Genomic DNA, 24104 nt, shown 5'->3' with positions numbered 1-24104 from the left:
ATGTATGAAAAAACAATTTCAAATAAAAAACCTTGGATGGTAGGATTAATGCTGTTTCTATCAGTTGTGGGTCCAGGCTTAATAACAGGAAGCGTGGATAATGATGCTGGTGGTATTTCAGCCTACTCAGTGGCCGGAGCTCACTATGGATACCTTTTACTTTGGACATTGATTCCCTGCTTCATTGCATTACTTGTAGTACAGGAAATGAATGCAAGAATGGGCATCGTTACTCAAAAGGGTTTAGCTGATTTAATAAGAGAAAATTTTGGTGTAAAGATAACTTTCTTTATATTCCTAGGATTATTAGTAGCAGATATAGGTAATACTGCCACTGAATTTGCGGGTATTGCTGGAAGTTTGCAGGTGTTTAATCTTTCAAAATATATAACAGTGCCAATTGCAGTGGTTTTAGTATGGTTACTGGTTGTAAAAGGAACCTATAGATCAGTGGAAAAAATATTCTTGGTATTTAGTGTATTTTTACTTTCTTATGTTTTTTCTGCACTCCTCGCTCACCCAGACTGGCATCAAATTGGAACTTCATTAATTAATCCTATACCTTCATTTAAAGGTGCTCATGGGGAAGGGATAGATGCTGGGTGGATTAGTACTGTAATTGGTTTAATAGGTACTACTATTGCTCCTTGGATGCAATTTTATATGCAGTCTTCGGTAATAGAAAAAGGTATTAAAATCTCTGAGTATAAATATGAACTTATGGATGTTATCCTTGGATGTACAGTAACAGTTGTAGTAGCTTTCTTTATTATTGTAGCTTGCGCTGCTACTTTAAATAAACAAGGTATTTCTATAAATGAGGCAAAGGATGCGGCAATTGCATTAAAGCCTTTAGCTGGAGATTTAGCATCAAGTATCTTTGCCTTTGGTCTCTTGGTTGCTTCCGTATTTTCAGCAACAATTCTCCCACTAGCAACTGCATTTTACATATGCGAAGCCTTTGGGTTTGAAGCTGGTATAGATAAAGCGATGAAAGAAGCACCAGAATTTTACTGGTTGTTTACAGCAATAATAATTATAGGCGCTGCAATTATTCTAATCCCAGGTGCACCCTTACTTCAGATTTCTCTTGGATCTCAAGTGATTAATGGAATGCTTTTACCGGTAGTTTTAATCTGTATGATGATAATGGTAAATAAAAAGGATCTTATGGGGGAATATACAAACAATAAATTTAAAAATTGGGTTGGTTGGGTTACTATAGTTATTTTAATAGCATTAACTATGGTGTTATTATTCCAGTCTTTAATTAGAATATTGGGTTTTTAATTAAACGGACTATATTAAAGGCAAATAAACATCAATTCTATTGTCTACATTTTTAATTCCTATTCTATAAAATGTATTTATTAATAATCATTGTAATATCATCCCTTTATTAAAATTATAAGTATAATATTTTCTATACTATGTTTAAACAATTGAAATTTATTCCAAGTTTATTTTATATAGTTATCAATAATTTTATAATCGGCAATCAAGATTTTTAGCATGCTTCATGCAATAGAGTTTCAATGGTTTATCTGTTAACATTATGTTTTTTTGAAATCTTGGACAGTTTATCTTGAAAGTACAAACGTGTTAAAAAACATTGCATTTCTACATAATATTTGATAGTATGTAATTAATGTATAGAAAACCTTTTCTTATTCTATATATTAAATAAGAAAAAAGTCATCTAGTAATATAGACATCTATATAGAATCAGTAACAAGATAGGGAAATATTTTTATTTACAATGTATGTAAAGGTTTTTATAAAGATAAGCTTAAAATGTTTTATCTGTTCTGTAGTAGAATTTTAATGATGTTAATAGCTTATTATTTCATCAAGCTATTAATATGTATTTATCAATAGAAAGTAGGGGATGAAATTATGAATTTTAAAATACCAAGTTTAGATTGGCTTTCTGATACATCAGTTTTTGCTGTTAACAGAATTGAGGCTCATTCAGATCATAAATATTATTTGACAAAAGAAGAAGAGTCAATTGGTGAAATGAATCTTCGTCAAAGTTTGAATGGAAATTGGAAGTTTAGTTTTGCGGTAAATCCAAGCTCTAGAATTAAAGATTTTTATGAACCTGAATTTGATTGTCATTGCTTTAAGGATATAGAAGTTCCTGCACATATACAACTTCAAGGTTATGATAAACCCCAATATATAAATACCATGTACCCTTGGGATGGGCATAGTGAGTTATTACCACCAAAGGTATCTAAAGAATATAATCCAGTGGGAAGTTACGTAAAGTATTTTGATATTGATGAAAATATTAAAGGGGGACCTGTATATATTTCTTTTCAAGGAGTGGAAAATGCATTTTATCTTTGGTTAAATGGTGAATTTATAGGGTATAGCGAGGATAGCTTTACTCCAGCAGAGTTTAATTTAACTAAGTTTATTAAAGAAGGAGAAAATAAGCTGGCTGTGGAGGTGTATAAGAGATCTACTGGAAGTTGGCTAGAAGATCAAGACTTTTGGCGTTTTTCGGGAATATTTAGAGATGTGTACTTATATTCTGTTCCAGAAACTCATATTCAAGATTTATTTGTGAAAACAAACTTAGACAAGTCTTATAAAAATGCAGTTTTAAATCTAGATTTAAAAATAAAGGGAGAAATTAATTCTACCATAGATTTAGAACTTATGGATAAAGATGGAATAGTGGTAGCAAAAGAAATAGGAACATCTTTAACAACGAGCATATCATTATCTTTAAATGTTAATAACGTAGAGCTTTGGAGCGCTGAAAATCCATATCTTTATACATTATTTGCTTTAATTCGAGGAACTGATGGAAAAGTAGTGGAAGTGGTCAGCCAAAAGGTTGGATTTAGAAGTTTTGAAATGATAAATAAGATTATGACCATAAATGGCAAACGTATAGTGTTTAAGGGCATAAATCGTCATGAATTTAACTGTAGAAAAGGTAGAGCTATTACTAAAGAAGATATGTTATGGGATATAAAATTCTTAAAGCAAAATAATATAAATGCTGTGAGAACTTCTCATTATCCTAATCAAACACATTGGTATAATCTTTGTGATGAATATGGAATATATTTAATAGATGAAACAAACCTCGAAACTCATGGATCTTGGCAAAAAATGGGTAAAATCAAACCTGATTGGGTTATTCCTGGCAGTAAAAAACAGTGGTTAGACATTGTAATTGATAGGGCTACGTCTATGCTTGAAAGGGATAAAAATCATCCGTCCATTTTAATATGGTCTTGTGGGAATGAATCCTTTGGTGGAGAAAATATATATAAGATGTCAAAGTATTTTAGAGAAAAAGATCCTTCAAGATTAGTTCATTATGAAGGTATATTTTGGGATAGGAGCTTTAACGAAACTAGCGATATGGAAAGCAGAATGTATGCTAAGGTTTTTGAAATTGAAGAGTACTTAAATAATGCTCCAGAAAAACCATATATAAGCTGCGAATACATGCACGCTATGGGAAATTCCTGTGGAGCACTGCATAAATATGTGGAGTTAGAAAACAAATATCAGCTTTACCAAGGTGGTTTTATTTGGGATTATATTGATCAGTTTTTAATTAAAAAGGATAAGTTTAATCAGGAAGTTATGGCTTATGGAGGCGATTTTGATGATAGACCAACGGATTACAACTTCTGTGGAGATGGTATAGTTTATGCAGATAGAAAACCATCTCCAAAGGTTAGCGAAGTAAAAAAGCTTTATCAAAATATAAAATTAATTACTGGCAGAGATGGAGTTTTGGTTAAAAATGAAAATCTGTTTATAGATACTTCAGATTACATTTTAGAGTACTGCCTAGATCTTAATGGAAAAGAAATCTACAAGGACTTTATAACAGTTATTGTTAAACCTTGTGAAGAAAAATATGTAAGGTTTAAACTTCCGCAGGTGAAAACTTCCGGGGAATATGCTTTGAATGTTTCATTTAAGCTTAAGAATAATAATATTTGGGCAGAGGCTTTGCATGTGGTAGCATTTGATCAGTATGTATTTGATGTGGAGGGAACTATTGACACTAAAAAGTTAACTAAGATTGAAGTTGTCAATGGAGATGTAAATATTGGAGTTAAAAATGATGATTTTAGTGTCTTATTTTCAAAACAAGAAGGTGGAATGGTATCTCTTAGATATGATGGCATAGAAATGATAACTAGGGCCCCAATGCCTATTTATTGGAGAGCTATGACGGATAATGATAAGGGAACTAATCATGGATTTAGGTGTGGACAATGGCTTCAAGCAAGTATGTTCCAAAGTTGCATCGATGTACAGGTAATTCAAGATGATTATAGCATTATCGTAGAATATACATACGCACTTCTAGCAACAACACAGGCTGAAGTTAAGATAGCCTATACTGTATATTCTAATGGTGAAATTAAAGTAAGCTGCGATTATAAAGGTATTAAAGGAATGCCTGAGCTTCCTATATTTGGAATGGCATTTAAATTATCCTCGGATTATGATAAATTCAAGTGGTATGGTAAGGGACCAGAAGAAAATTATGTGGATAGGCTTCATGGAGCAACACTTGGAATTTTCGAGAAATCAGTAAAAGAAAATGTTTCTGGGTACATAGTACCTCAGGAAAGTGGAAACCATACTGGAGTTAGATGGGCTAAGATAAAAGATGAAAATGGATTTGGTATTGAGTTTGAAGCAAGCAAGGTACCATTTGAATTAGGAGTATCTCCATATACAGCATGCGAGCTTCAAAATGCATATCATCACAATGAACTACCAAAAGTTAACTATACAGTAGTTACAATTGCAGCAAAGCAAATGGGAGTTGGTGGGGATGATAGCTGGGGAGCACCAGTTCATAAAGAATATCTTATAGATTCTTCAAAGGATATTAACTTTGAATTTGTAATGAGAAAATGTTTAGAATAGTGAATGTAAACAACAAATTTAATTGATTCATTTAAAAACCTCTTATACTGTTAGGCTTTGATACTTAACATTGTATAGGGGTTTTTTATTTTTTTATAGTATTACAATAAAATGTTTTCAAATATAATAATTTGACTATAAATGCAAAAGAATTTGCATATTATAAAAAGTTCTTATATTTAAGTTACAAAATTATGTAGTATAATAAGGAACATAAACATATAAAACATTTTAAGGGGTGGGAATGATGGAAAATTCGGAAAGTATAATATCAATAAAAAATTTACAGATGAGATATGGTAACAAGTTAGTGCTTAATGGTATAAATTTGGAGATTCCTCGCGGCCAGATTATAGGATATATAGGGACTAATGGTGCTGGTAAAAGCACTACTATAAAAATAATGTTAGGTATATTAGAAGGATACTCTGGAACGGTTGAAATACTCGGACAAGATATTAGTAATGGAAGTATAGAGTATAAAAAGAAAATAGGTTATGTACCAGAACTTGCTGATATATATGAAAATTTAACTGCTTATGAGTATATAAGCTTTTTAGGCGGAATATATGGTCTAGAAGAGAAAAAACTTATAGAGAGATCGGAAAAGCTAATGGGACTATTTGCAATGGACAATGTTATAAATTCTAGAATATCCTCATATTCAAAAGGCATGAAGCAAAAACTACTTATAATATGTAGTTTAATTCATAACCCTGATATATTATTTTTTGATGAACCGTTAAGTGGACTGGATGCTAATAGTGTTATGGTGTTTAAAGAGGTTATGAAAACTCTTGCAAAGGGAGGGAAAACAATATTTTATTCATCGCATATAATGGATGTTGTAGAAAAGGTAAGTGATAGAATAATACTATTAAATGCTGGACTAATAGTTGCTGATGGTAGTTTTGAGGAACTAAATAATAATCAAATGGAGGGTTCACTTGAGGAGATATTTAATCAGTTAACAGGGTTTAATGAGCATACAGCGATTGCTGAAGAATTTGTTTCTTTGGTTGAAGAGGTGTAGGTATGAAAAATTTCACGGTTCTTAAGATATTGGATAAATTCCAATTTATATATGTAAAATTAGGAGTTAACTATAAAGTTATGAGAATGATTCTAAAGGTAAAATTAACAATGGATGGCAGGCGGGTAAGCAATGTCATGGGAAAAAACAAAAAGAGTGGCGAGAGCCGCGATAAAAATAATTATTTGAGTTTGCTTATGTTTAATGCTTTCATAAGTGTTTTTATTGGTCTAATAATGAATAGTGATATGCCTGCAATGAAAGCTACAAATATTGTAATAGGTATAAATTTATTTATGATGATTTCACTTATGATATCTGACTTTTCAGCAGTATTATTAGATGTAACCGAGAAAAGTATATTATTACCAAAACCTATTGATAATAAAACCTTTAATGCAGCAAAAACCACTCATATATGTATATATTTAGCAGGCCTCTCGCTGTCATTAAATTTAATCCCCCTTGTTATTGGTACAATAAAATATGGGGCTTTATTTTTCGTAATATTTTTTATAGAAAATATTCTTTCGGTTTTAATAGTTATAACTTTAACATCTTTATTATATACCATAGTTTTAAAGCTTTTTGATGGAGAAAAACTAAAGGATATAATAAACTATTTCCAAATATTATTAGCTTTTGTATTTGCATTTGGATATCAATTAGTTGCTAGAGTTTTTAATGTTTCTAATATGAATAGTGAATATATACCTAAGCTCTGGCATGTAATATTACCATCCATGTGGTTTGCAGCACCATTTGGAATATTGATAGATGGTAATAAGCAACCTATATTAATGTACTTACTAGTACTTGCGGTAGTGGGGCCAATTGTTTTAATTGTGCTTTATTTAAAAAAGGTAGTACCATATTTTGAAAAGAACCTTCAAAAATTAAATGCTAAAGGAGGAACTGTAAGCAGAAGGAGTGAAAATAGAAAAGAATTTATAGCAGGGATTGTATGCAAGGATAATATTGAAAAGAGTATGTTTAAATTCACTCAAAATATGATAGCTACAGAACGAAGCCTAAAGCTGAAGGTATATCCAACCCTTGCAATGGCAGTGTTTATGCCAGTTCTATTTGTATTTATGGACAGAAATGATAAATCGCTTCTGGATAATATTCAAAATGGTTTTGGTGGAAAGATTCATTTATTAATATATATAAGTATATTCTTATTATGTTTTTGTACAGCATTTATAAATAATAGTGATAGTTTTAAGGGAGCTTTTATATACAAGGTATTACCAATAAAGAATCCGGGAGTAATATTAAAAGGAGCAGTAAAAGGAACTATATTTAAACTTATAATACCACTTTATTTATTGGATTCTATTGTTTTCTTAATACTAAAAGGTCCATTGATAATTATAGACTTAGTTGTAATGTTTTTAGTTCTATTAATATTATCATTAGTGTATTTTAAATTATCAAATAAGGCAATGCCGTTTAGTGTAAAATTTGCAACAACAGATAGTGGAAAACTTATATTGCCATCGATAGTAACTAGCTTGCTACTTGGCATATTTGCTGGAATTCATATAGCTATTAGAAATAATATAATATTTATATGTGTCTATGGAATAGTGCTTTTAATAGCTAATGTAATTCTCTGGAAAACTAGTTTTAATGTAAGTTGGAAGGATATAGAAATGTAAAATTGTAAGAGGAGACTAATAAAAATAAAATATATTTATATGAGGTTGAATGTGGAAAAGAATATCCGCATACATATAATATAATATACGATTTAATAATATGAAGGAAGCAGGGGGAATTATGAGCGCAAATAAAAACTGGGATATATTTTTTGATGATGAGGTTAAGGAATTAACAAAAATGAATCTACCAGACCCAGAAACCTTAGATTATTATGAGAGGACTAGAAATAGAGAAATTTTTTGGAATTTTGATATTGATGATAGTTTGGTTGATTTTTCATTAATGATTATAAAGTGGAATAAACAAGATAAAGGTAAATCGCCTGAGGAGAGAACTCCAATTAAGATCTTTATAAATTCTAATGGAGGTGAATTACCTGCGGTGCTCAATTTCATAAATGTTATACAACTTTCTAAAACACCAGTGTATACAATAGGCCTCGGAAAGACGTACAGTTCGGGTGGATTAATGTTACTTGCTGGTTCAAAAGGCCACAGATATGTGTTTCAGGATACAACAGCACTAATCCATTCTGGTAGTACAGGGGCTATGGGTAATACGGATAAAGTTTTAGATAATTTTGAATTTACTCAAAGACAAGAGAAAAGAGTTAAAGATTTTATTGTCGCAAATACAAATATTACAGATAAGCTCTATGCAAAAAATTATAGAAAAGATTGGTGGTTAATGTCTGATGAAATCATTACACTCGGACTTGCGGATAAAATTGTAACGGATTTAGAAGAGATATTTTAGCTACATTATATTGAAAATATTTATAACTAGGGGATGCTCGACTATTGGGTATTTCAGAGTTATAAATATAATGGGACAAGCTATTATTTAAAGTATAAGAAAAGTATTATAGAAAAAAGGAGGTTTAATAATGAAGTTAAATAAAATTCATCATATAGCTATTATTTGTTCGAATTATGAAAGGTCTAAAAAATTCTATGTTAATATTTTAGGGTTAGATATAATTAAAGAGGTATACAGAAAAGATAGAGAGTCATATAAACTTGACCTATGTGTTTCTGGGAATTATCAAATAGAATTATTTTCTTTTAAGCAATCACCAAGAAGGCCTAGTTACCCTGAAGCAAGAGGATTAAGGCATCTTGCTTTTGAGGTAGACAATATAGATGAGAGTATAAAAGAACTAAATGATAAAAATGTTATTACTGAGGATATTAGAATTGATGAAATTACGGGGAAAAGATTTACTTTTTTTAGTGATCCAGATGATTTACCTATAGAATTATATGAAAAATAGAAATAAAAGATTAAAATAGCTAATTAGGTTACATGTACAAATAAAAAGATCCCTAAAAATAAAAATTTAGGGATCTTTTTAATAAATGATAAACAATAAGTTATGAAACATATTAATCATCTCTATTATATAAGAGCATTTTTAATTGGTAATGTGACAATATATATCTAATTTAGCAAAAGTTTATGATATAATGATATTGTTATAAAATAAGACTATGGTGAGTATTAAGTTTTAAATTTCGACTTGCCACTTGCCACATGGGTGGCACCATGATTAAAGGGGATACCAATGAATGTGTTAATAGTAGAGGATGATATGCTGCAGAGAAAAAGTTTGAAAATGATGATACAGCAAATAGATAAAGGTATAAATATATATGAATCTGCTGATAAAGATGAGGCTTTGGAAATTACAAGCATCTATAGTATAGATGTTTTTTATGTGGATATATGTTTAAACAGTTCATCTGGAGTAGATTTCGCAATAGAGATTAGGAAGATACCAAAATATGAGTTTAGTTTTATTATTTTCTTAACAACTCATGTCGAATATTTAACTAAGGCATTTAAAGAAGTGCATTGTTATGATTATATTCTAAAACCATATAATATGTCAGATGTAGTAAACATGACAAAACACTTTAAAGCGCATATTGAAAAAACAAATGAAAAGTCCGAAGTAAAAAGATATGTAATAATTGAAGTTAAAAGTGGTGTCAATGTAAAAATATATGTTGATGAGACTATTTTTATAGAGGTGTATCTTCGTAAATGTATGATACATACAGTAAATGGCATTTTTAAAGTTAATAACTTACCGCTTAGTAAAATTCTTAAAATTATAAATTGTAATAATATAGTTCAGTGTCATAAATCTTTTGCGGTGAACGTTAACTATATAAAGAAGATAGAGAATGTGGATAGTAAATTGAGTGCAATTTATTTCGAAAATTATGATGAAAATGCTCCTTTAGGTTACAAATTCAAAAATACGATAATGGAACAATTTCAGTAATTAAATTGAATTTGTTATGAAAAGGAGAGTATGGTATGATAGTTGTGCTACAATATGCCTTAGTTAGTTTTATTGAATTGTTTATATTTATGTTATTATGGTCGCAATTTTGTCTTAAGGACAAAAATAATTTGTTAAAGAATTTATCTGTAATACTAATAGAAATAATTATACTTATCATAATAAACAAAACAAATGTTTATGTGGATTTTTTTATTAGGTATATGAGTATGGTAATTTTAATAAAGATTATTTATAAGAGATCATATATGAGGACAATAGTAGAATTGATTGTATTATCGTGTATAAATATGATTTTACAAATAATTATAATTAGTTGTGCAAATTTAATTGGATTTCCGTATTCTGGAAAATATGTAATGAGAATCGTTTTTCTTTTGATAGAATTAGTTTGTGCCATTATTATAACGAGATGTAACTTTAGTAAAATAGCAAAGAAAATTATGAAAGTGGATTCTAAGATACTATATTATTTTGCAATTAATTTAGGGTTATATATTATCTTTTCTAAATTTATATGGGAATATAATAAAAACATAATATTAGATAATCTCTTAGTATACATTTTTATTATAGTATCGATGATATCGTTAAATATATTTTTATATTATTATATTATTAAAATAAGTGAGGATAAAAAGGTTTTAGAAGTTCAAAACATGTACAAGCCTATATTACTTGATATAGTAGAGGAGACAAGGCGAAGACAACATGATTTTAAAAATCATTTGAACACTATAAATGCAATAGTAGAAGTAAGTAGTGAAAAGGAAGTTAAAAATGAATTAAGAAAGTATATTATGTCACTTAAATATTCAAATGATATTATAGAAGATATCATATATATAGACAATATTATAATAAAAGCTATAATATACAATAAACTCTGTGATGCAGATAGATTAAATGTAAAATTCTTATTTAATGTTACAAATAATTCATTGGATAATAGTCTGAATGATTATGAAATTTCAGATATACTAAATAATCTGCTTGATAATGCTTTTCAAGCTGTTAAAAATGGTACGAAGGATAAGACTGTTATATTAAATATATGTGAAGAAGGAAATGATAATATTGTAGAGGTTAAGAATAGTGGAAGAACAATAAAACCAGATAATATAGAAAATATATTTAAAAGAGGATTTTCAACTAAAAAAGGTGATAATAGAGGTTATGGTCTTTTCAATATTAAAGAAATAGCTAAAAAAAAGGGTAGTGATATTCAACTATCATTTGAAGATGATTATACTGTTTTTAAAATGTCATTTAACCAAATATCTAAAAGAAGTAAAAACTCGAAGATAAGTAAAATAAGTTCTTGATTTTCAACTCGCCATTTGGGTGGCACTGTTTTTTTTGCTTTTTTATTCCGTTTATGAGGAAAAATGTACGTTACGGGAATTTTATCTTGTTTTATATAAAAAGTATAGTAAAATTTAAAGGTGAAGTTACAAAAGGAGGCATATTATGATTAATGAAGTATTAAAAATCGATAATCTTAAAAAAATAATTGGCAAGCGTACAATAGTTTCAGATATTTGTTTTGAACTTAAAAAGGGAGAAATATTTGGGTTTCTAGGACCTAATGGAGCTGGAAAATCTACTACTATCAAGATGATTGTTGGGTTATCAAAAATTACTGAGGGAAGTATTTACGTTGGCGGATGCTCGGTGAAAGATGATTTTAAAGGAGCAATGCGCAATATTGGGTGCATAGTTGAAAATCCAGACATGTATAAATATATGTCTGGTATGGATAATCTTAAGATATTCGCTAAAATATATGAAGGTGTAGATGAATCACGAATCAATGAAGTAGTAAAAATTGTGGACCTTGAGAGAGCGATAAATGACAAAGTAAAAACTTACTCGTTAGGTATGAAGCAACGTTTAGGAATTGCCCAAGCACTACTACATAGTCCTAAACTTCTTATACTTGATGAACCTACAAATGGGCTTGATCCAGCAGGGATTAAGGAAATGCGTGTGCTACTTCGAAAGCTGGCATCAGAGACTGGACTTACAGTACTTGTATCTAGTCATATTTTAGGAGAAATGCAGCAGATGTGTGACCGGGTTGGAATAATCAATAAAGGTAAAATTATAACTATAAAATCAGTTGAAGAACTCCTTAACATGACTAAAGAAGATGATAAAACAATTATTGTATTAGAATCTGATGATAATGATAGGGCAGTTTCACTTCTAACAAGCATTAATATAAATAGTAGTCTATTAGGTGATGGAGTACATATTGAAACAACCAAGGAGCGTATACCTGAAATAGTTACAACATTAACAACTGCTGGTATTGCTATTTTGGGTATGGATAAACAAGAGACACAATCACTTGAAGATGTATTTATGAAGCTTACAGGGGAGGGCAAATAAAATGGGTAGTTTTTTTACACTTGTTTCAATAGAAAATACAAAATTGTGGAAAAGAGTTTCTGCGAAAGTAATGTTTTTAATAATGATTATACTTATATTGGCAGCAGCGGGTATTTATAAATATTATACTGTATCTCAGAAGGTTCCAAATGAAGTAAAGGTTTCGCAAAATTGGAAACAAGAATTGCAAGCTAATGTGGTACTTCAAAAAGTTCAGTTAAAACAGGCTGAGGATGGTAAGAAAAATGTGGAAAAAGCATTTACGGGATCACTTAAAAAGGGGATCGCTGAAGGTGAGTACAGAATTAGTAATAATATAAAACCAGAATCACAAAAGAGTGTTTGGACAAGAAGTACAGAGTTTTCTGCTAATGCTGGTTATAGTGGACTTATTGCGCTTTTTGTAATAATAGCGTGTTCAGCCTTAGTTGCAGGCGAATTTTCAGAAGGTACAATGAAAATGATGATATCAAGGCCTTATAAACGTTATGAAATTCTTTCTGCAAAATTAGTAGCTACAATAATTTATGGCCTTGAACTTTTGGTAGCAACATTTTTATTGAACTTTATAATGATGGGAGTATTATTTGGGTTCAATGGAATAGGTGCTAAGGAAATGTTATGGACAAGTAGTAGTATAATGTATATTCCGGCCGCATTAAAAACAATTATTGTATTTTTACTTGATTATGTTCAAGTACTTGTATATGTAATAATAGCGTTCGCAATTTCAGCAATATCTCGTTCTCGATCAATAGCTACAGGATTTTCACTGTTTTTGCTTTTCGTTGGTAGTTCTATAATAAATATGGTAGCTATGTATTTTAGTTGGGGTAAATATCTTCCACTTGGAATGTCTAATTTCTCTAGATATGTTACTTTAGGCTCATCTATTGGTGGAACAACACTTGCTTTTGCTTTAGGTTTATCCATTATATATTCCATAATATTCGCTTTTGTGGGTTATTATGTTTTTGAAAAACGAGACATTTAAATATTTTAAGAAAAATGATTGAATCCTTAAGGATGAAATGGTAAGTATAGATATTTTAAAAGATAATAATGAAAAATTAAAAAGAAGGATAACAAATTGCCATAAGGGCAAAGATGTTATTCTTCTTTTTATTAAGTTTTATATTTGCTAATAAACTTTTGAGTCCTGTAGATACCTCCATATGTTTTTTTTGCAATTACTACACCTAAACTGGATATATGTACAATATTAAACATATTAATCATATTAATGAGTAAATATAAGGACTTATTGGAAATTTTTATTGATGAATTTTACATTTTATTGTACAATTAGAAACATATATAATTTAAACTAAAGATTATGGGGGGATATTATGATTTTTTCAAATTTTCACAATAAAAGATTGAGAATAAATTCAGAAAAAATATTCGAAGGGATTGCTAAAGGAAGGAAAAAAGCTTTGGAAACTTGGTTTAAAGATACTTGGATTGCGCTTGAACTTACAAGGGACTCCCTTTTGGCTTATTTTGATGAAAATGAAATTGATTTTAAGGAATTAACAAAATTATTAGAGAAAAAAAGGTTGCGATTTCAAGATTTTTCAGAATTATTCATCCTTAATAAGGATGGAGTTAATATTATATCTACGTCAACATTGAATCTGAAAAAAGAAATGAAATCTCTTCCTAATTTTATTGAGGGAATGGAAAATAAACCTCTGATGTATGGTCCCTACATTGACATTGATACTCAGCAAATTGGAAACTTTAATTCTGAATTTTCTGATGAGGTTACTTTAATGTTCTCCTTGCCTTTTGAGAATAAACATAATGGTAGAAAAGGTGTACTTTGTGGTAGAATTCCTAATGATGTAATGTCGGATGTTATACAAGATGAGGATACACATATCTATAAGGAATCCGGAGATAATTACATTTTTATGCTGAAATCAAATAGAAAAGTTCCAATGGGTACAGCGATTTCTAGAAGTCGTTTTGAAGACGATACTTTTACTTTAGGAGAGAACTTAAAGCAAGGTATAAAAACAAAAAAGTGGGGTAGTATAAAAATAGAAAAACACACAGAATTTGAAATTATTTTTAATGATCCTGAAAGTTCAGAATTACATCTTGGAGTTAAAAATACTGTTGAAAATGGAGAAAATCTAAATACATGGCCAGGCTATCCTGATTATAGACATATATTAGTTGGTGGAAAAGGTATAATTATAGAACCTCCTAATTGTGGTGAAACGTGGGGTATGATGTGTGAAGGTGATATTTCTGAAATTTATAACTTTAAGAGCTTAAACTTTAAGTTACCACTGTTATCAGGACTTGTAAGTGCAGTATTTATATTTGGAAATTATTTATTGTCATTATCTAATAATTCATATGCACTGCCAAGATTAGTATTGGTATGGATTCTTATCTCTTTATTTTTAAGTTACACTATAAAAAAATTAGTAGTTAAACCATTAAATTCAACCATTTCTATTTTGAAAGAAATAGCTGAAGGTGAGGGGGATCTAACGCTTAGAGTTGGTAAACTATCAAATGATGAAATTGGAGATCTTGCGACATGGTTTAATAAATTCGTTAATAATCAGATGACAATTATTAAGAGAATGGGAAGAGCTTCAAAAGATTCATCTGGGTCTGCTTATTCACTGCTTGCATTGTCTGAAAATGTTCAAAAAAATACGAGTACCATAGAAAAATCTATATCTCATTTTTTATCTTCATCAAAGAAACAAAATGAAATCTTCAAAGGTACAAATGATAATTTTAACCATATTTCAGACTCAATTAATGATATGAATGAATTAATTACAAATGTAAGTGTTAAAATACAAGACACTAATGATTATGCTAATTCAAGTACGCAGGTGTCTAAAGATGTTATTATTAGCATGAAGGATTTAGAAGCTGGTATGAAAGATACACTTAAGAGTATAAGCGTTTTACAAAAATATTCAGAGGAAATTACAGAAGTAACTAGTGTAATAAGTGGTATTAGTAACCAAACGCATATGTTAGCATTAAATGCATCCATAGAATCTGCTCGTGCAGGTGAAGCTGGCAAAGGGTTTAATGTTGTTGCACAAGAGGTATCAAAACTTGCAAGTGGATCCGCAGAAGCTGTAGTATCCATTGGAAGACTTATCTCCTCACTTCAAAAAGAAACAGAAATTACAATAAATAATGTGCGTAGCATAGGCACAAAGATAGAGGAAGAAAGTGGGAATGTCTCTGAATCTATGAAAGCTTTTAACAAGATTCAAAGCGAAATTACACTTGTAACTATTGATGTTCAGTCAATTACAAAGCTAATTAAACTTCAAGCAGATGAAATAAGTGTGATAAAAGAAAATATTGGTGAATTTGCAGCTAAGATTGATAAGGATACTTCTAAAAATAGTGATAGGAGTGAAATAGTTTCAGAATTAATAAGTTCTACTTTAAAACAAACAAAACAAGTTGAACAAGCATCAAAAATACTTTCGCATTCAGCTGGCAATCTAAATGAAATTGTAAATGCATTTAATATAAAATAAGCAGAAAATTTAAACTGGTACCTATAGCTAATATACTTTTTAAAGTGTTTAGTCTGTAGGTGCCATTTTAATTAACTTGCTTATTTTTTATTATAATATTTCAGCACTACAGAGGGGGATTTAACAAAAGTTCCTATATATATTAGTAAATGCAATCGGTTTAAAACGATTACATGCATTATAATGGAAAACACTTTCAAACATAAATTAGGAACAAATGTAAAAAAATATAAAAATAATTATAATTTTCAATATATTTTACTGAATAAGTGAATATGATGATGGTAAATCATTATAAGAAGTTGTAAACAAATGATGAATTATAAAGGAATTTAGGTTTGGATATATGTTGAAATATGTCAGTATAACTATATAATAAGAGTAATAGTAGTTAATTGCAATTAATATGGATGTATTTTGTGTAGAAATATATACAATAAAAAGGAAAAAATGTTGAAAGTATAATAAATATTTAGTGGGGGATGGATTTTATGAAGAGAGTTTTAATTACAGATGATGCAACATTTATGAGGATGTCATTGAAAAGTATGCTTGAAAAGTGTGGATTCGAAATAGTTGGAGAGGCTGAAAATGGATTAGTAGCGATAGAAAAATATAAGATTCTTAAACCGGATATCATAACTCTTGATATTACAATGCCAATAATGGATGGGCTTGCCGCATTAAAGAATATAAAGGCGTTTGATAAAAATGCTAAAGTTATTATGATATCTGCTATGGGGCAAGAGTCGATTGTTAGAGAAGCTATAATTTCAGGTGCAATGGGGTTTGTAATAAAACCTTTTACTCAGGAAACAATTACAAAAGCTTTTAGTAAATTCTAATAGAATTATCAGCCTTTAAAAGTGAAAAATTTCACAAACATGGATAATTGAGGGGGAATAGACTGTGCAGTGGTTTTATAATATGAAACTTAGTAAAAAGTTAACGTTTGGATTTATTATAGTTGCAGTACTTGCGGGTTCAATAGGGATAGTTGGTATTTTTAGCCTTAAGGCAACACAAGCAAAATCGGAAAATATCATAACTAATTATGGGAATTCACAAGGTGAATTAGGGTTTATATCTGAAGCATTTCAAAAAACTAGAACAGTTGCAAGGGACCTTATAATAGAAACTAAGGATACTAATTATAAAAAATATCAAGATCAAATAGTTGTAAATGATGAAATAATAGTGAAATATATGACGGAGTTTAAAAAAACTGAAAAAACTCAAGATGAACTTTTAAACTATGCTAAATTAGAAAAATCAATAAGTGATTATAACACTTCTCGGGATAAGGTTATAACATTAGCTATTAATAATAAAAATGCAGAAGCCTATATATTATTAAAGAGTGAAGCTGGAACACTCGGGGAAATAGCAGCAAAAAATATTGATGACAATATAGAGCAGAATTTAACAATTGGAAGTCAACTAACTAAGGATGCACAAAATTCTTCTAATCGAATAATAGTAATACTTATTATTAGCGTTGCATTGTCAGTGATTTTATCGTTATTACTTGGGCATTTTATATCAAGGATAATAGGAAATTCAATTAAAAAACTACTAATAGCTGCAGATAATATTTCAGAAGGTAACCTAAATGTTGAGGTAGATATAAATACTAAGGATGAAGTGGGGGATTTAGCAAAAGTATTTGAAAAAATAATTGTAGCTATAAAATCACTTACAAGTGATGCAAATATGCTAGCAGATGCAGCAGTAGCGGGTAATTTAGATACAAGAGCGGACATATCTAAACACAGTGGGGATTACAGAAAAATAGTAGAAGGAGTAAATAGTACTCTTGATACAATTACTGAGCCAATTAATGAATCTAGAAGAGTACTAGCAAAGATGGCATTAAATGATCATACTTTGAGTATGACGGGCTCTTATAAAGGCGCTATGAAGGACTTTGCAGAAGATATTAATTCTGTTCATGCTAGGATTTCAGCTGTAGTAAAATTGTTAGTGGAAATATCTGTTGGCGATATAAAAGGGCTTGAAGGACTTATAAGTGTTGGCAAAAGGTCTGAGAACGATGAATTAATGCCTTCAATGATAGTAATGATGTCAACAATTCAAGATCTTGTAGCAGAAGCAGGTATGATAGCAGACTGCGCATCAAGAGGTGATCTTGAGACAAGAGGGGATTCCTCAAAATTTAAGGGTGGATATCGTGAAGTTATAGATGGATTTAATAAGGCACTGGATGCTATGGAAGAGCCAATTAATGAGGCTGCCGGTGTATTGGAAAAAATGGCAAATGGAGACTTAGCTGTTAATATGAATGGTAATTATCAAGGTAGTTATTTAGTTATAAAGGATTCTCTGAACCATACTTTAGAGGCTTTTAATGAACTATTAGGAAGTATTACTGACGCATCTGATGAGGTTTTATCTGGATCTAACCAAGTATCTGATGGTAGTCAGGCCTTATCACAGGGAACCACAGAACAAGCAAGCTCAATAGAAGAATTAACTGCTTCAATAACACAAGTAGCAGCTCAGACTAAACAAAATGCAGTTAATGCTAGTCAAGCAAATGAATTGGCACTTAATGCTAAAGAAGGAGCAGTACTTGGAAATTCTCATATGAAAGAGCTGCTTAAATCTATGGGGGATATAAATGAGTCATCCTCTAATATTTCAAAAATTATTAAAGTTATTGATGATATTGCTTTTCAAACTAATATGTTAGCATTAAACGCTGCAGTTGAAGCAGCAAGAGCAGGACAACATGGTAAAGGGTTTGCGGTAGTAGCAGAGGAAGTAAGAAATCTTGCAGCAAGAAGTACTAATGCAGCTAAGGAAACTGCAGATTTAATTGAAGGGTCTATTAAGAAAGTGGAGAATGGAACAAAAATTGCTAATGATACTGCAGAATCTCTTGATGAAATAGTTGTAGGTGTATCTAAGGCGGCTACTTTAGTTGGGGAAATAGCAGCGGCTTCAAATGAGCAAGCAACTGCGATATATCAGATAAATAAGGGCATAGAGCAAGTTTCAGATGTTGTTCAAACTAATTCAGCAACTGCAGAGGAAAGCGCCGCATCTAGTGAGGAGCTATCAAGCCAAGCTTCATTACTTAAGAGCATGGTAGGGAAATTTAATCTAAAAAGAGGAATGGCTTCAAATTATAATGAAGTATCTTTAGGATCACGAAAGAATCAAACTCGTTTTAAAAATAAATCACTTGCTTATGATGAGGTGGCAGTAGCTAAAAACAAACCCAAAATATCATTGAGTAATGAAGAGTTTGGAAAATATTAAAACAATTATTATTAATCTATTATGAAGGATGAAGAAAAAAATTGAAAAGGTTAATTAAAAAGAATGTAATAATTCGACGCAAGGCAGGGGGGGGGGATATTTATGTCAGATGATGGAACAACTAGAGAACCAATGCTTGAAATATATCTTTTTGAAGCCACGCAACTAATGGAACAACTTGAGGAAATTAGTATTGAGTGTGAAAAAAATAAAAGCATTGATACAGAATCAATAAATGAAATTTTCAGAATAATGCATACCATAAAGAGTTCATCAGCTATGATGATGTTCAATAATATATCTGTTTTAGCACATTCGGTTGAGGATTTATTTTACTTTATTAGAGAAAATAAAGCAGTAAATATAGATTTTGAAAGCTTATTTGATTTAGTACTCTTAGGTATTGACTTTATAAAAGATGAGGTTTCAAAAATTGAAAATGATGAGAATGCTGACGGATCTAGTGAAGAATTAGTGCTAAAAAGTTCAAATCTTCTAATTACTATGAAAGAAGTTAATAGTGTTCCTTTAGAGGAAGTAGCACCACAGCCAAAGGAAGACACTAAATTTTATATAAGTACTTATGCAAATCAGGATTTAGAGGCTAGACAGAAATACACTGTAAGAATTTTTTATGAAGATGGTTGTGAGATGGAAAATGTACGCGCATATACTGTAATTCATAATCTTAAGGATATAGTATCAGAAATGTACTACATTCCTGAAGATATAATAGAGAGTAATGAAAGTGTAGAGGCTATCCGTAAAAATGGTTTTTTAATAGGATTTGCTACCTCTATAGAGCAGGAAAAAATTGCAGAAAAACTAAATGAAATTATTTTCTTAAGAGATTTGGAACTTCTTCAAGTGGAAGAATATCCAGAAGAAATTAAAAAGGTAAAGGCAAAAAGCATAATTCAACTTGAAGGGCCTTTAGAGAATGTAGAGCTTTTGGGGGATAAAGAATCAATTCAAATAGAACAAATAGATACAAATAAAGAAGTTGAGCATATTACTAAAGTATCAAAACAACAAAGTATAATAAGTGTAAATATTTCTAAATTAGATATGCTTTTAGATTTAGTAGGTGAAATTGTTATATCAGAGGCAATGGTTACAAAAAATCCGGATTTAGAGGGCCTTTCCCTAGATAGTTTTAATAAAGCCTCTAGGCAACTTAGAAAACTTACTAATGAATTACAAGATGTTGTAATGTCTATTAGAATGGTGCCAGTCTCTATGACTTTTCACAAAATGAATAGAATAGTAAGAGATATGAGTAAAAAGCTAAATAAAGATGTTGAACTTGAGATTATAGGTGAGGAGACAGAGGTAGATAAAAATATAATTGATCATATATCAGATCCACTTATGCATTTAGTCCGGAATTCATTAGATCATGGTATAGAAGACAAAGAGGAGAGAATAGCTTCCGGCAAACCTCCAATTGGAAAAATTACCTTGGAGGCGAAAAATGCTGGCGGTGATGTATTTATAATTGTTAGTGATGATGGACGTGGTCTTGATAAAAGCAAAATATATGAAAAGGCTAAACTTCAAGGATTAGTTACAAGACCTGAGGAGGAACTAACGGATAAAGAAATTTTCTCGAATATTTTATTACCTGGATTTTCTACTAATGAAAGTGTTACAGAATACTCAGGACGTGGAGTTGGGATGGATGTTGTTAAAAAAAACATTGATAGTATTGGCGGATCCATTTCAATTGAAAGCGTGATGGGACGCGGAAGTATAATATCTATCAAGATCCCCTTAACACTCGCAATAATTGATGGACTTGAGGTAGCTGTTGGAATGTCTAAATATACAATACCTATTACATCAATTAAGGAGTCATTTAAACCAAAAGAGAATGAAGTGATTGCAGATAGTGATGGAAATGAAATGATAATGATAAGAGGAGAAGCATACCCCATATATAGACTTCATCGAATATTTGATATAAATACAAAAGTGACATCATCAACTAATGGGATCATGATTTTAATTGAGGATAATACAAAATCAGCATGTTTATTTGTAGATTCATTAATTGGAGAACAACAGGTTGTAGTTAAGGCTCTACCTACTTACATTAAAAAAGCCAAGGGAATTGCTGGATGCACAATTCTTGGAGATGGTAATATAAGTCTTATTATAGATGTAAATGGAATTTTAGATAGATAAAACAAAAAAAGGTGGTTAAAAAAATGGCAGAAATTTTAGAAGAAATTATGGAAACAGCTGAGGATACTCAAAGGGGAAAATTTTTAACATTTTCTGTTGGTAAAGAGTCTTACGGTATTGAAATTAAGTTTGTAACAGAAATAATTGGTATACAGGAGATAACAGAGGTACCTGAATTACCTGATTATGTAAAAGGGATTATAAATCTTCGTGGAAAAATTATACCAGTTATTGATGTAAGACTTAGATTTAGAAAAGAGCCAAAAGATTATAATGATAGGACATGCATAGTTGTAATTAACATTAAGGAAACAACTGTTGGACTCATTGTGGACAATGTTGCTGAAGTAATTAATATAGACGATAGTAATATTGTTCCACCACCACAAATGAAAACAGGTTTTCATAATCGTTATGTTAGGGGAATAGGGAAAGTAGGAAATGAAGTTAAGCTTTTGCTTGATTGTGACAAGTTACTTAATGATGAAGAATTAGATAAAATTATTGAAACAGTATAAAAGGGGGAATAATAATGAAGTTATTTAACAATTTTAAAATAGGCACAAAAATATTATGTGGATTTTTTATGGTGGCAATTATTGCTATAATAATTGGAATAACAGGGATTATTAATTTAAATACTATATTGAACAAGGATACTGAAATGTATGAAAAAATGACAGTTCCAATGAGTAATCTTTACAATATGAATCATGTTTTTCAAAATACTAGGTCAAATTTGAGAGATATGATTATGTCGTCTAATGAAAAAGAGATGCTGGAGTATGAGAGACAAATAAACGATAATAATGCAAGTTTCACTAAAGAATCTAATGAATTTAAAACAACTACTCTAACTGTAGCAGGTAAAGAACTTATAAAAAATACTGATGATTCTGTACTCGCTTATGAGAAAGTAGCAGCTGATGTAATATTACTTGCAAAACAAAACAAGGATGCCCAGGCAATAGTTTTGATGAATAGTGAAGGTGTAAAAACAAATGATTTACTTGCACAAAATATGAAAAAGCTGTCAGAAGCAAAGATTGCTCTTGCAAAAACAGCTTCGGCTTCAAATACAGCGACTGCAGCAAATTCAATAAAATTGATGTTAATACTTATAATACTTGGAGCGACACTTGCCATTGGTTTAGGAGTAATAATAGCAAGAACTATTACTAAACCAATAAAGAAGTTAGTTGATTATGCGGATAGAATTGCAATTGGTGATGTTGATATAGTAATTACTGAATCGTCAAAGGATGAGACAGGAACCTTAATGGCTGCGTTTAAGAAAATGGTTGAGAATATACGTGAAAATGCAGCATCGGCAGAGAGTATATCTAAAGGAGATTTTAATGTAGAGATAAATCCTAAATCTGATAAGGATGTACTTGCAAAAAGCTTAATTCTCGTTGTATCTGCGGTTAACAATCTTGAAAAAGAAACAAATATGTTAACAAAGTCATGTGTTAACGGGAAATTGTCTACAAGAGGAGATGCTCAGAAATTTAACGGAGGATATAAAAACATAGTCGAAGGTATAAATAATATATTAGATGCTGTTATTGAACCTATTAAAGAGGCATCATCAGTACTTCAGGCAATGGCAAATGGTAACCTAAAGGTAAGTATGAATGGAGATTACAAAGGGGATCATGCAGATATTAAAAATGCATTAAATGATACTATAAATTCTTTATCTTCTTATGTAACTGAAATTTCAGAGGTATTAGATGAAATGTCTAATTCTAATCTTAAATTGTCAATAAACAATGAATATAAAGGAGATTTCGCACAAATTAAGGATGCATTAAACCTTATAGTTCAATCTTTTAATGAAGTATTTACGGAAATAAATAATGCTGCAGACCAAGTATCAGCAGGCTCAAACCAAGTTTCAGATGGAAGCCAGGCATTGTCTCAGGGAACAACAGAGCAAGCAAGTTCTATAGAAGAATTAACTGCATCAATAACGCAGGTAGCAGCTCAGACTAAGCAAAACGCAGTCAATGCTAGCCAAGCAAATGAACTTGCACTTAATGCTAAGAATGGAGCTGTGCTTGGAAATTCTCACATGAAAGAGATGCTTAAATCTATGGAGGATATAAATGAGTCATCTTCTAATATATCCAAAATAATTAAGGTTATTGATGATATTGCATTCCAGACCAATATGTTAGCGTTAAACGCTGCAGTGGAAGCTGCAAGAGCAGGGCAGCATGGTAAAGGATTTGCGGTAGTTGCTGAGGAAGTAAGAAATCTAGCAGCAAGAAGCACTAATGCAGCTAAGCAAACTGCAGATTTAATTGAAGGGTCTATTAAGAAAGTTGAGTTTGGAACGAAAATTGCAAATAATACTGCGGAATCTCTTAATGAAATAGTTATAGGGGTATCGAAAGCTGCAACTTTAGTTGGAGAGATTGCGGCAGCTTCAAATGAACAGGCGACTGCAATATACCAAATTAATAAGGGCATAGAGCAAGTTTCAGATGTTGTTCAAACTAATTCTGCAACTGCAGAGCAAAGTGCAGCAGCTAGTGAAGAACTTTCAAGTCAAGCATCTATGCTTAAAAATATGGTAGGAAAGTTTAGATTAAAAAGAAGTGACATGACATCTTATAGTGAAGTAGCTTTAAAATCTCAGAAAAATATAAATTCGTCTAAAAACAAATCCCTAGCACATTCTGAGGCAGCAGCAACTAAAGATAAACCTAGAATATCACTTAGCAATAGTGATTTTGGTAAATACTAAAAAATATATTAAGAC

General features: G+C 30.5%; 16 protein-coding genes. All 16 read left to right on the top strand.

The features are described 5' to 3' along the window. The 16 genes from KPL44_RS19750 (at position 1) to KPL44_RS19675 (ending at position 24089) form a co-directional block, all read left to right on the top strand. Positions 1 to 1290, top strand: a complete 1290-nt coding sequence (locus KPL44_RS19750; RefSeq protein WP_216253593.1) for an NRAMP family divalent metal transporter — start codon at positions 1 to 3, stop codon at positions 1288 to 1290. Between the two features lie 606 nt (positions 1291 to 1896). Then, positions 1897 to 4923, top strand: a complete 3027-nt coding sequence (locus tag KPL44_RS19745; protein WP_216253590.1) for a glycoside hydrolase family 2 TIM barrel-domain containing protein — start codon at positions 1897 to 1899, stop codon at positions 4921 to 4923. Positions 4924 to 5170: 247 nt separating this feature from the next. Next, complete coding sequence (locus tag KPL44_RS19740; RefSeq protein WP_407935021.1) at positions 5171 to 5956, top strand: ABC transporter ATP-binding protein; 786 nt, start codon at positions 5171 to 5173, stop codon at positions 5954 to 5956. Between the two features lie 2 nt (positions 5957 to 5958). Further along, on the top strand, positions 5959 to 7620 hold the full coding sequence (locus tag KPL44_RS19735; protein WP_216253585.1) for an ABC transporter permease: 1662 nt from the start codon (positions 5959 to 5961) through the stop codon (positions 7618 to 7620). A 121-nt stretch (positions 7621 to 7741) separates the two neighbouring features. After that, complete coding sequence (locus KPL44_RS19730; RefSeq protein ID WP_216253582.1) at positions 7742 to 8380, top strand: ATP-dependent Clp protease proteolytic subunit; 639 nt, start codon at positions 7742 to 7744, stop codon at positions 8378 to 8380. 130 nt (positions 8381 to 8510) lie between these two features. Continuing rightward, complete coding sequence (gloA2, locus tag KPL44_RS19725) at positions 8511 to 8897, top strand: SMU1112c/YaeR family gloxylase I-like metalloprotein (RefSeq protein WP_216253579.1); 387 nt, start codon at positions 8511 to 8513, stop codon at positions 8895 to 8897. Between the two features lie 291 nt (positions 8898 to 9188). Beyond that, the gene (locus tag KPL44_RS19720; protein ID WP_253201858.1) at positions 9189 to 9914 is read left to right on the top strand and encodes a LytR/AlgR family response regulator transcription factor; all 726 of its coding nucleotides are present in this window, start codon (positions 9189 to 9191) and stop codon (positions 9912 to 9914) included. A 35-nt stretch (positions 9915 to 9949) separates the two neighbouring features. Further along, entirely contained in the window at positions 9950 to 11260 is a 1311-nt protein-coding gene (locus tag KPL44_RS19715; protein ID WP_216253576.1) for a sensor histidine kinase, read from the top strand. Positions 11261 to 11405: 145 nt separating this feature from the next. Continuing rightward, entirely contained in the window at positions 11406 to 12329 is a 924-nt protein-coding gene (locus tag KPL44_RS19710; RefSeq protein WP_253201857.1) for an ABC transporter ATP-binding protein, read from the top strand. Between the two features lies 1 nt (position 12330). Then, entirely contained in the window at positions 12331 to 13323 is a 993-nt protein-coding gene (locus KPL44_RS19705; protein WP_216253574.1) for an ABC transporter permease subunit, read from the top strand. A 355-nt stretch (positions 13324 to 13678) separates the two neighbouring features. Further along, positions 13679 to 15862 carry a methyl-accepting chemotaxis protein gene (locus KPL44_RS19700; protein ID WP_216253571.1) on the top strand — a complete coding sequence of 728 codons (2184 nt, stop codon included), beginning with the start codon at positions 13679 to 13681 and terminating at the stop codon, positions 15860 to 15862. Between the two features lie 491 nt (positions 15863 to 16353). Then, positions 16354 to 16707 (top strand): response regulator, encoded by a 354-nt coding sequence (locus tag KPL44_RS19695; RefSeq protein ID WP_152752073.1) that lies wholly within the window; start codon positions 16354 to 16356, stop codon positions 16705 to 16707. A 64-nt stretch (positions 16708 to 16771) separates the two neighbouring features. Further along, complete coding sequence (locus KPL44_RS19690) at positions 16772 to 19147, top strand: HAMP domain-containing methyl-accepting chemotaxis protein (protein WP_331702621.1); 2376 nt, start codon at positions 16772 to 16774, stop codon at positions 19145 to 19147. Between the two features lie 102 nt (positions 19148 to 19249). Beyond that, positions 19250 to 21334, top strand: a complete 2085-nt coding sequence (locus KPL44_RS19685; RefSeq protein ID WP_216253568.1) for a chemotaxis protein CheA — start codon at positions 19250 to 19252, stop codon at positions 21332 to 21334. Positions 21335 to 21357: 23 nt separating this feature from the next. After that, positions 21358 to 21852, top strand: coding sequence for a chemotaxis protein CheW (locus KPL44_RS19680; protein ID WP_216253564.1), 495 nt, complete (start codon positions 21358 to 21360; stop codon positions 21850 to 21852). Between the two features lie 14 nt (positions 21853 to 21866). Then, positions 21867 to 24089, top strand: coding sequence for a methyl-accepting chemotaxis protein (locus tag KPL44_RS19675; protein WP_216253561.1), 2223 nt, complete (start codon positions 21867 to 21869; stop codon positions 24087 to 24089). The last annotated feature ends 15 nt before the right edge of the window (positions 24090 to 24104 follow it).

Origin of the sequence: Clostridium sp. DSM 17811 (assembly GCF_018861905.1) — a bacterium.
Lineage (GTDB): Bacteria > Bacillota > Clostridia > Clostridiales > Clostridiaceae > Clostridium_AD > Clostridium_AD frigoriphilum.
Note: the sequence above shows the minus strand (reverse complement) of the source record. Positions and strands in the feature narration are given on the sequence as shown.